Here is an 11,047-nt window from a genome sequence, read left to right on the forward strand (position 1 = left end):
CTGACAAACACTATCAAAACAACCTGCTGAACGATGAGGCAAGGATGCTGACCACGCTAAAAAACTATCCGACAACAATAAATTTGCTGCTGTCGGCGTCCCTGATATTGACCTTGGCGCGAGCAATTACCCTGCCCTATCTGGTCATTTACCTTTCCGGGAGTTTCAGCTTAAGCGTCGCCGATATCGGCCTGGTTATAGGCAGCACACTGATCATTGGGTCGTTATTGAGTCTTTACGGTGGTTTTCTGGTCGACAAGATGTCCAGTTACCGGCTGATCCTGGCCTTCAGTGGCGTGTTCACGCTGGGGTTTCTAGGGACGTTTCTGGCTCGCGAACTTTGGCTGTTCTACAGCTGCCTGGTACTGATAAACCTGGCTTATGCGGTCATTGATATCGCGATTAAATCAGGATTTGGCAGCCTGCTTCCCGTCACTGATCGCAGCGAAGTTTTCTCGATCAAATATACGCTGACCAACATCGGGTATGCCGTCGGCCCGTTTCTTGGCGCTGGCATGGCCAAACTGGATCTCAGCTTGCCATTCCTATTATCAGCCGGGCTTGGAGCAGGATTCTTTTTCATCTATTTCGTTTGGGGCAATAGAGACCTGAACGCCACCGATTCAGCTCAGAAACCAGTACCGTTTCTGGCCGTGGGAAAACTGTTACTCCAAGATTATCGGTTGGTGTGTTTCACCCTTGGTGGGCTGCTTAGTGCGGTGGTTTTTGGCCAGTTCACCGCTTATCTCTCCCAGTATCTGGTGGTCACTACTACACCAGAATCCACCTACCAGATCATCAGCACCGTTGTGGCGACCAATGCGCTGATGGTGATCAGTTTGCAATACTCCATAGGCAGGAAGATCTCTCACAGGCATCTGAATCTGTGGCTGGTCGCGGGACTGAGTATGTTCATGCTGGGGTTGGCGGGTTTTGCCCTGTCGACCTCTATCCTGCTCTGGGTCATTTCCATAGCCATTTTTACGGTCGGCGAGATCATCGTATTCCCCGCCGAGTACATGTTCATCGACAAAATCGCTCCGGACAACCTGCGCGGCATGTATTACGGAGCACAAAACCTGTCCAACCTCGGCGCGGCGCTGGGGCCGGTGCTTTGCGGAATCGTATTGGCGACTCAGCCTCCCCACTACATCTTCTACATGCTTGCGCTCTTCATTGTTGCAGCTGGACTGTTCTACTTCCTGGGAGCTTCCAATTTGAGCGATATCACGGATATGGATTCTGATTGAACAGCAGCAATAAGACAGACAGTGGGGAATCAAAAGATCACCTTAAAAATGCCCGCTTTTGGTTCGATTTTGATCTGTCGCGACAGGCTGAAACCGGCCAAAAGCTGACGCTCACGATCGATTGCTTTCGGCCAAAAGCTGCCCTTTACAAGAAGCTGCTTTCGTCCCATTGCTGCCGGTGGGATCCCCATGGGTTTCGGGCAAATAGCCCAAATGCCTACGGCCTTCCCAGGTCGGTATTTGAGAGGGTACCCTGAACACCTTTTAATATGTGTGGCACCCATATGGGCATCAATTTACTGACCGAATCCATGCTTGGCCACTGGCGTGCTCCATCGGGTGTCTGGCAATGCGAATACCAATTCGGCAGCCGATTGATTTACGTCCAACATCGCAATGACGAGCCACCTCGCGCCAGGGTCGCCGCCGCGCAACGCGCGGTCAACGCCGCGTGGGATGATTTACCCCAAGTACTGAAGTTCGCCGAACAGCACTGTAAAGCACAGATGCCCGAACTGATGCGGTTGTACGAAACCTACATGCCGGGGGAATCTCCGTTTTTCGTTTACTCGATCCACTTCGATCTCGACAAACCTTACCCTAGTTACGCCATTTCCACGAACCCTGACTTCGATTGGGATCGTATCCTGATCGACGAAGATGAGCTGGGCCAGGTTCACAGGGTTTGCATGGAGCAGTATGAGCCAAGACATGACTTTTGGGTTTACGTCAGGCGTGTAGGGTTTCAGCAATTCGAGCTTGGGGATTAGCTTGGCCTCAACTCAACTCAACTCAACCCCAGCTCTGAATCTCCGCTGATAAAGTCAATACTCGGGAGCGTCCGCTTCTGGTCCAGAGTGTGTAAAAACGCTTCGTCAAAATTGGAGTGTGCGCGTTTACGTCGAATCTGAAATTTATCGGCACGTCAGCAGGTGCGGATTTTACGTAGAAGCGCGATTCTCAGTCCGGACTTGAGTACCTGTCGCGCTGAAAAACGTTTTTACACAGCCTCGGCCGTTAGCGGCCATACCGAGTGACATTTGCGCACAATCAAAGCGGAATACTCTGATCATAACCAATTGAAATTACTCGTTTTAGTCATGGACTTGAAAACCGTCGACTGTAATAGGTCCATCAGTTCGAATCCCATCGCCTCCGCCATATTTTGTACCGACAAAGCCCTGATTATTCAGGGCTTTGCTGTTTCTGGGATTCGGGAATTTTGCTCCTCTCAGTATGGATCGTTTCCGCATCTTTTCGGCCATTTCCGCAACCCTACCCTTCTGACATAACTGGTTCGGCCTCGACACTCGGAGGTATGGGGGTAGCCTTCAACAGGTAGCCTCCGGCCAAAAGCGGACGTACCAGTCAGGTCATGAGCAGTCATGCCTCCTGCCTGTCATATAGCGCTTGGCATCTAATATCGCCCACAATCCTCTACTAGCTCATAAAGCTCTGCTGTGCGAAGAGGTGACTGCAACACGCCCCGGAGCGGAATTGCATAGCTTCTAGCCCATAGGATCAGGTTTTGACGTTGGGTAGAATTTAAGTCCGAGACCGCAACAATCGAAAATATAACGCAAAACCTAGCCAACATTTTTAGGTAGCCTGCATCCATATCCAAGTCAAACGAATCGTAGACCAGGTATTCGAAGTGCTCTCCTGCCTCCAGCAGATCGACTACCTCGTTGATGTTTGTGTATGAACTAAGTGAGTAGTAACCAACCTTATTGAGCTCTTCGGCGTACCGGTAGAGAGAACTGAAGTTTCTGTTGAGCACGACGATCTTTCCCATCCCCTTGCGCATAGCTTGACCCAATGCAAAGGCAAAGAAACTTAACTCCACACCCTTACTTTTCCACGAGATTGGTCTCATGGGTTTCCAGAATTTTCTTGATTCTTAACCAGAATCAAAGGCACTGGTTTCACCCAAGAAAAATCTTGCTCCCGAGACAGAAAAATCGGGATCCAGGTCAGCGAAAAGCCGGTGTCGAGCTAAGCTTTTACCTGCGATAATTTCTATCGCAAATAGCAGGCATCGCGCTGTAAACGACTGAGATCTTCAAAAGTAATCGTTCACTTCTTTTGCAAGCCGGATTGTGAGTGGCATCGAATGTCAGAAGATTATCGTCCCCCCTCGTCACTACGCGGATTTGAGATTTATGAGTAAACGAGTATTGATCGTCGATGATCATCCGGTAGTTTGTCACGCCATCAGCCTGGCGCTTGCGTCGATTGGCTACGAAACAATCGGTGAAGCGTCCGACGGCATTAATGCCCTCCAGATGATCGAGTCGCTGAAGCCAGACATGGTCATTCTCGATATCGGCCTGGAAGGAATGGACGGTTTGGCAGTCTTGAAGCGAATCACTCGGGAGAAGCTCGCTACCCGGGTGCTCGTTTTCACGTCTCAGATCAAAGAAACCTTTGCCACCCGCTGCCTGCACGCCGGCGCCAGTGGTTTTGTCAGCAAGAGCGAGCCAATCACCCAATTGATCAAGGCGGTTGGAATCATTTCCGAGGGCTATGTGCACTTTCCAAGAGACGCCATACCGCTGTTCGCAGGAGCCGTTGCCTCGGATGATCTTGGAAACCTTACGGATCGTGAGATGCAGGTTCTCAAACTGCTAGCCGATGGGCTGCCCAACCGTGAAATAGCAGAAAGGCTCAACCTGAGCAGCAAAACGGTAAGCGGTCATAAAATTAACATTCTGATGAAACTCAATGTCACGTCAGTGATTGAACTTGCCAGCATAGCCAAGCAGCACAACCTCATTTGACGCTGGCCTGATGAAACCGACATTTACACTACTCAGCGTTTTCCTTGTCCTGTTGGCGATAGGCTGGCGCATTCCAGACGCCGGGGCTGACGATCTGCAACCCCATGCGCGGCAACCGCTCGACAGCGTGAAGGTGCAGCTCAACCAACAAGAACGCGAATGGCTTCAGCACAAGCAAGCGTTGATTGTCGGCGTAACCACTGACACCTTCCCACCCTTCGGCATCATGACTGAGCATCACAGCTACGAGGGCTTGACGGCTGACTATCTGGTGGCGATGCAGCGTGAGCTTGGCATTGAGTTCAAAGTACGGCCGTTCGATTCAGCAAAAGCCGCCTACGAAGCATTGCACTCAGGACAGATTGATTTGGTGGGCAGCGCCATACCTCAAGATGCGACCGATTTCGGGGTGCATCTGACGCCACCTTACGCACTGACAGAATTGGCGCTGCTTTCTGAAGGAGGCGACCTTCACGCCTACAACACGCATGACGCACGCACGCGGATCGCCGTTGCCAGCAAAGACGCCCTTGACTTGTATCAACGCAGCGGCGGCCAAGGTGCCTTCGCGCTCTATGCCTCTCCCCTGGCAGCCTTGGCCTCTGTGCTGACTGGTGACACGGATGTTTACCTTGGCGATACCTACTCCACCAATTACATGTCCAGCCAGTTGTTCAGCAATCAGTTGGAGGTTAACCAGGATACTGCGCCGCAGGAAATTAAAGTGGCTTTCGCGGTTCGCGAAGACCACTCAATTCTGGCAGGTCTGCTCGCGCAAGGTTTGCAGGGTGTCGACCGTTGCACCATGGTCCGCGCCCAACAGCTGTGGGCTGACATCGAGGACTGTGACCTTGGCAGCTTTCGCGACCGCCTTACAGACCCTGAACGTGCCTGGCTTGATAACAACACCACGGTGAAACTGGCGGTCAGCGAAGACTTGGCGCCCTATGCCTTTTTCAACAGTAACGGCCGTTTCAATGGTATCGCTTCGGACTTGCTGGGCATCATTCAACGCAAAACCGGATTACGCTTCGAGATTATCCGCGTCAGCTCGTTGAGCGAGGCCAATTCCCTGTTAGTCAACGGTGAGGCGAATCTTGGCATCCTCACTGAAATCAGCCGCGCGCCATCGCCGTACTTGCACAGCCGATCCCTGGCCACCGCGCCCTACCTGTTTGTCATGCGTAACGACGAGACAGCGATCCTCGATCAACACAGCACCGCGACCATCGCAGTCGCCCAAGGCTATTTGCTGCCTGCTTCGCTTGCCCTGCAATTCCCCAACGCCCGTTTCGAAGAAACCGACACCATGGGCGAAGCCTTCAAACTGGTGCGCGACGGAGACGTTGACTTCGTCGTGTCGCCTTCAAACGTGGCACGTTACTACCTGTCTTTTAAATACGAGACCAGCCTTAAAGTCGGCGGCCTTCTGGATCTTGATAACGCGAAGATCGTGTTGGCTGCGCCCGAAGCGCAACGACTGATGATCTCCATTATCAACAAAGCCATGCTGGAAATACCCCCTCGGGATTACCCGCAGATCATCGGACGCTGGCGCGCCAACTCCGCCACCGACGAGAAGTACTGGGAGGGGGTCGCTTCGTACATCTGGCGATCTTTTGAAGTGTTGGGAGCCTTGCTGCTGGTGGCCGGGTTGCTGATCATGCTTCAGCGCCGTCGCCTTCAGCGCGAGCGGCGCGATCTGAAGCAACGCAAGCTCCTCCTCGACGAACTCGAAGTGGCAAAGGAGTCCGCCGAAAAAGCCAGCCGCACCAAGTCTGTATTTCTGGCCACCATGAGTCACGAAATCCGCACGCCGCTCAATGCCATCATCGGCATGCTGGAACTGGTGCTCACCCGCCAGGATAACGCCCGGCTCAATGCACAGTCCGTCCACATCGCGTATGAGTCAGCGACCCACTTGCTGGCGCTTATCGGCGACATTTTGGACATCTCGCGCATCGAGTCAGGCAAGCTGACTTTGACGCCCGAGCCCGCCCGGATCAAGGACTTGATCGAATCGACGAGCAATGTGTTTTCTGGCTTGGCGCGACAAAAGCAATTGCAGATACACGTGAACATTGATCCGATGGCCGCAGAACTGGTTTGGGTAGACGGGTTGAAAGTCAAACAGATCCTGTCCAATCTCCTGAGCAATGCGATCAAGTTCACTGAGCGTGGCGTTGTCGACATTCATTGCAAGGTAACAGCCGCAAGTGATAGCGCCCTGCACTTTGTGATCAGCGTCAGCGACACAGGAGCAGGCATTCCAGCCACACACATCGACCAGATTTTCAAACCATTCTTCGTAACGCGCGAGGCTGTTAGCGACCGCAATGCAGGGGCGGGCCTCGGTCTACCGATTTGCTTGGCATTAAGTGAATTGATGGGAGGCCATCTGGAGGCTAAGAGCGAAACAGATGTTGGCACTCGCATGACGTTCAGTGTTCACCTCCAGCGCGTCAGCGCCGAGATTGCAGTGACTGGCGCTAACCCGGCAGAGCACGCTGCTCCATTAGACGATTCGCCGCTGGCCGTCCTGATCGTCGAAGATCATTTGCCAAGTCAATACCTGCTGTATCAGCAAGTGGCTTACCTGGGGCATCGTGCACTGACCGCAAACAACGGCCTTGAAGGCGTGGCAATCTGGCAAGAGAACGAGATCGACATCGTCATCACCGACTGCAACATGCCCGAGATGAACGGGCACGAGATGACCAAGATGATCCGTCAGCTAGAACGCAGCCAGCGCGTTCGACCATGCATCATCGTCGGGTTGACTGCCGATGCTCAGCGAGAAGAACTGGATCGCTGCATAGCATCAGGCATGGACCATTCGCTGGCCAAGCCGATCACCCTCGCCGTCCTCAATCGCTGGATTCCCAAACGGGGTACGGATAAGCAGCCGTCCGAAACTACGTCGTCCCCCCTGAATGACATCCGGGGGGCGATGGCCGAAGAAGTCATTCAAAGCAACGGTGTCGAAGGTCAAGCCCTGAGTCACGCATTGGAAAAGCGCGACCCGCAGGACGTCATACGGATCGTGCACAAGCTCAAGGGCACCGCCTACCTGCTCAATCACTCTGGCCTGCTTGAGCAGTGCATCGAAATCGAGGATTTATGCGCGCAAGGCACGATGTCCGTGGAGATGCATGAGGCGGTAAGCGCTTTGATCCGGAAACTGGAGGGGATCAGCCGGTCACTACGTCAGGAATGAATGCTGCGTGCCGAGCAAGGAAAATCCTGGTGTCATTCCAGAAAAAACCGGGCGAACAACAGATGGATCTTTCGTGTTGTCAGCGGGTGCCCACCTAAGCTTGGGAAGTATTCCAAACGATCACCCTTCCCCATGCCAAATCGATCCCCGCTTGCACTCGTGTCAAATCCCCTAGTTCAACAGGCTACGCATCGAGAGCTTGAATTTTCATATCTACTCAAAGCGCGCACTCATTTGCCAGATGCCGATGATGTTCTACGTGGGCTTTGGCGCCGAGAGTTTCGAGCATATCTGCAACCCAAGTTCGATTTGCGAACGGGCAAGGTGGACGCGGCAGAAGTCCTCGCACGCTGGCACCACCCAACCCGCGGCGTACTCGGCCCGGCAAGTTTCATCCCGTTGATGACGCGTAAGCAATGGCTCGACGAGTTGCTGTTTGAATTGCTTGAGCAAGGGTTGGCGCTACAACTCAAACTCCACGAACAGGGTGCGCTGCTTGGCTTGGCCTTCAATGTGTCCCTTGGGCAGTTGCAGAACAGCCTGTTCATCGATGGTTTGAAGACGCGGTTGCTCCGGCACCGTTTGCCGTTATCAATGCTGACTTTTGAAATCACAGAGGACGACCCGGCCGATGCTGCTGGCTGCGTTGAACAGCTAAATCGACTGAGCAATTTGGGAGTGAGGCTGTCAATGGATGACTTCGGAACGGGTTATTCATCGCTCTTGCGTCTATGCCAGGTGCCCTTCCATGAAATCAAATTGGCCGGAGATTTCACCCGTTTTGTTGGCAGGCCCGGTCGTCATCAGGCGGTCATTCGTCATGCGCTGGCGCTCGCCGAAGAGCTGGGGGTGTCATTGGTGGTGGAAGGCATTGAAACGGTGGAGCAACGCGATAGTTTGGAGCAGATGGGGGCTCGTGTGGGTCAAGGATTCTTTTGCGCAAAACCTATGTTGATTGATACGTTTGAAGGCTGGATGACTAAACCCTATCGAGATTTCCGTGCTCAGTCTTGAGAGGATGCGTGATAAGAGCTGTTCACTCACGCCTCTTTTAGAACCAAGCGATATCAGTTGTATTCGAGAACGTAGTTCAACGTGGCGTTGGCCCTACCTGCCTCAGCCTTTTGCGATGCCTTCTTCACATACTCAGCAACCACAGGCAGACGATAAAGCTCTCCCTGTGGCTCACTCCGAATCCAGGTCATCGCCAACGCACTGCTTTGTAAAAATGGCAGTTTCACTCCTTTGCTACTGAGCAACGATATCTCAACCCCTTTGGCACCTCCTGGTTCAAGATTGAGCCGCCCCGGCCCGTCTGAGCTTCCTTCAAAATAAACCTTAACCGGAACATTGGTTCCTGCAGACATACCAGAGCACAGGACGTCGAGATTGAATGGTGTATTCGACTCCTCGAGCTTCATTACCAATACACGCCCCATAGAAATATTCATTTTCTCAACACCGGCGCAGCCGCTGAAATAGCCTTCAGACTTGAGTTTTGTGGTACCCAATACCGTAATCTCAGCTGCATGCCAACCATTTAAATAGTCATGGATTGTGAGTTTGATTGGTACGTCGCCAGCTTCAACGTCACGCGAAATTCGCACAAATTCAAATTTTATTCTGTCAGGAACACTTGAATATAAAAGATTGTGATTGGGGGTTGTTTCCCTGACAAATGGAATTGGAGACTTATAGCTGCCCACACTCAAAACCCTCACACCTATACCTTCCAATCGAGTTTTATAAACATTATCAAATCCGTCTACCAACTCCAGATTTTTGAAAAAAACCTCTTGCCGCAAAGTAGGATAGCGTTTCGGAGGACACTGTCTTTGCCATCCTTCACTATGTACGATGAGTTCCGCTGAGCTAGCCATAACAGAACCAATTGGCACTCTGCGCAAAGTCAATAGCTGAGGTGCGACAACACTCCAAACTCTCAATTCGGTAGATCCAGGAATAGGTGAAGAACTACTCCAGGCGCATTCATCAGAGAGAGCATAAGCCTTGTTGAAACTCTGCACAGAAACAAAAAGTATAAAAATACAAACGAAAAATTTCATTTTTTACGTCGCCTTGAATTGAACACAAGATACGAGCTTAACTCTAGTACAAAAAACTGATAGTCGTAAAAAGGAGCTTCATAGAACCCCTAGAGGTACAACGGGTACTTTCGTGCCAGCAGACATACCGGAACACAACACATCCAGATTAAAACGTTTTGGATCTGAGACTACTTCCGATCCAAAAAAACTGCCCAATGAGATGTCGAGCTTTTCTAGCCCTACGCACCCGCTAAAGTAATCAGGAGAGTCAAATTTTGCTACGCAACATTGGAGCTAGAGGGAAAATTATTTGCCAAGCTCCGTAATGAACATCAATTATAGGGGTGCTAGCCATTAATGATCCCACTGCGGCCTTCCGCAAGAGAATTGAACTAGGAACAGTAACACTCCAAAACCTCACGTTATACCTACTGATATTGCCAGCTAAAGTGCGCCATCCGCATCTATCAAAGTCGACTGCCTCAGCGGCTTCACCCCACAAAACTCCGAACAAAAAAACAAACATGAAATCTTTGATTTTCATTTATTAATACTCAAAAAACAAAACACCCCAGATCGCTTCGAGTTGACCGTAGATTACAAAAGCACTCCACCCAAGAAGTCTGTAGAAAACTTTGCATTGACTACCGCTTCAGCGCCGAGTCGCTCGACAACGTTAGTTGTACCAAAACCAGTGCACAGACTGAACATTAATCAAGATCAACGCGCATTAAGATTTAACCAACACATGCATTTACTTCAGTTGTATTCCAGAATGTAATTCAACGTCGCGTTAGCCTTACCCGCGCGAATTTTTTGCGAAACCTTTTTCGCATACTCAGCAACAACGGGTAGTCGATAGATCTCTCCCTTGGATTCACTTCGCATCCATGTCATCGCTAAAGCATTACCCTGTGAGAATGGCAGCCTCACCCCCCGATCATTTACTAACAAGATATCGACGCCCTCGGCGCCCCCTGGGTCCACGTTCAATAGCCCGGCGCCATCAGAGCTGCCGTCAAAATAAACTTTAACCGGTACTTTGGTCCCGGCAGGCATACCGGAGCACAGCACATCAAGATTAAAGGATCTATTTTGAGTTCCTATTTCCGTTGCAAGCACGCGCCCCATAGAAATATTAAGCTTCTCAATACCAGTGCAACCGCTGAAATAGTTTGTAGATTCAAACGTCGTGACGCCACTTATTCTGATCTCCGCAGCATTCCAACCATTAATTTGGTAATTAATTGAAAAATTCATTCTTACACCGCCAACTGCAACGTCACGCGAAGTTCGAACAAACTCCATTTTTATTTTATTTGGAACATTACCATATGTGCTAACACTGCTATTCTTGTACTCGGCAGATAACGGCAATACACCCTTGAATAAATCCAGACTCAAGAATCTTACACCTACTCCAGCAATTCCGGTCTTGTAAACATTACTGAATCCATCCACCAGCTCTAAGCCCTTAAAACCAGCTTCTTCACGCAACATGGGATATTGTGGCCAAGGACAATCAACCTGCCGTTGTTCATTATGAACAACAAGCTCCGCAGAGCTGGCCATCACAGATCCAACCGGAACTTTACGCAAATCCAATAGAGAAGGTCCAATAACAGTCCACGACCTCATGTCAGTGCCGCCGGGGCGGGATGTATATAAACTCCAGCGACACACTCCGGCCCTCGCCTCAACGAGGCCTAAGATAAAAAACAGAACCACTAGAGAGCGAACTAAAAAACTCAT

General features: G+C 51.1%; 8 protein-coding genes. 5 read left to right on the forward strand and 3 right to left on the reverse strand.

Annotated features, from left to right (window positions below; translation table 11 throughout):
• Positions 1–44 precede the first annotated feature (44 nt).
• Entirely contained in the window at positions 45–1,250 is a 1,206-nt protein-coding gene (locus tag HV782_RS16300; protein ID WP_186747968.1) for an MFS transporter, read from the forward strand.
• 284 nt (positions 1,251–1,534) lie between these two features.
• The gene (locus HV782_RS16305; protein WP_186747967.1) at positions 1,535–2,020 is read left to right on the forward strand and encodes a hypothetical protein; all 486 of its coding nucleotides are present in this window, start codon (positions 1,535–1,537) and stop codon (positions 2,018–2,020) included.
• A gap of 647 nt (positions 2,021–2,667) precedes the next feature.
• Here HV782_RS16305 and HV782_RS16310 read toward each other — a convergent pair.
• Positions 2,668–3,126, reverse strand: a complete 459-nt coding sequence (locus tag HV782_RS16310; protein WP_186747966.1) for a hypothetical protein — start codon at positions 3,124–3,126, stop codon at positions 2,668–2,670.
• Between the two features lie 286 nt (positions 3,127–3,412).
• On the opposite strand from HV782_RS16310, the gene HV782_RS16315 reads away from it, so the two are divergent.
• The 3 genes from HV782_RS16315 to HV782_RS16325 all read left to right on the forward strand — a co-directional run bounded on the left by HV782_RS16315 (position 3,413) and on the right by HV782_RS16325 (position 8,261).
• Positions 3,413–4,030, forward strand: a complete 618-nt coding sequence (locus HV782_RS16315) for a response regulator (RefSeq protein WP_123464371.1) — start codon at positions 3,413–3,415, stop codon at positions 4,028–4,030.
• Between the two features lie 10 nt (positions 4,031–4,040).
• Positions 4,041–7,247 carry an ATP-binding protein gene (locus HV782_RS16320; protein ID WP_186747965.1) on the forward strand — a complete coding sequence of 1,069 codons (3,207 nt, stop codon included), beginning with the start codon at positions 4,041–4,043 and terminating at the stop codon, positions 7,245–7,247.
• Between the two features lie 234 nt (positions 7,248–7,481).
• A complete protein-coding gene (locus tag HV782_RS16325; RefSeq protein WP_186747964.1) occupies positions 7,482–8,261 on the forward strand; it encodes an EAL domain-containing protein in 780 nt (259 codons plus the stop codon).
• A gap of 53 nt (positions 8,262–8,314) precedes the next feature.
• On the opposite strand, the gene HV782_RS16330 is transcribed toward HV782_RS16325, so the two are convergent.
• The gene (locus HV782_RS16330) at positions 8,315–9,313 is read right to left on the reverse strand and encodes a fimbrial protein (RefSeq protein ID WP_123464365.1); all 999 of its coding nucleotides are present in this window, start codon (positions 9,311–9,313) and stop codon (positions 8,315–8,317) included.
• A 741-nt stretch (positions 9,314–10,054) separates the two neighbouring features.
• Positions 10,055–11,047: a fimbrial protein gene (locus HV782_RS16335; RefSeq protein ID WP_186747963.1), complete on the reverse strand. Its 993-nt coding sequence runs from the start codon at positions 11,045–11,047 to the stop codon at positions 10,055–10,057.

This window comes from Pseudomonas monsensis, assembly GCF_014268495.2.
Lineage (GTDB): Bacteria > Pseudomonadota > Gammaproteobacteria > Pseudomonadales > Pseudomonadaceae > Aquipseudomonas > Aquipseudomonas monsensis.

Bases quoted from the DNA above. Each gene is read 5' to 3' on its own strand.
- HV782_RS16335 (WP_186747963.1), bottom strand. From the start codon at position 11,047: ATGAGTTTTTTAGTTCGCTCTCTAGTGGTTCTGTTTTTTATCTTAGGC.
- HV782_RS16300 (WP_186747968.1), top strand. From the start codon at position 45: ATGCTGACCACGCTAAAAAACTATCCGACAACAATAAATTTGCTGCTG.
- HV782_RS16305 (WP_186747967.1), top strand. From the start codon at position 1,535: ATGGGCATCAATTTACTGACCGAATCCATGCTTGGCCACTGGCGTGCT.
- HV782_RS16315 (WP_123464371.1), top strand. From the start codon at position 3,413: ATGAGTAAACGAGTATTGATCGTCGATGATCATCCGGTAGTTTGTCAC.
- HV782_RS16320 (WP_186747965.1), top strand. From the start codon at position 4,041: ATGAAACCGACATTTACACTACTCAGCGTTTTCCTTGTCCTGTTGGCG.
- HV782_RS16330 (WP_123464365.1), bottom strand. From the start codon at position 9,313: ATGAAATTTTTCGTTTGTATTTTTATACTTTTTGTTTCTGTGCAGAGT.
- HV782_RS16310 (WP_186747966.1), bottom strand. From the start codon at position 3,126: ATGAGACCAATCTCGTGGAAAAGTAAGGGTGTGGAGTTAAGTTTCTTT.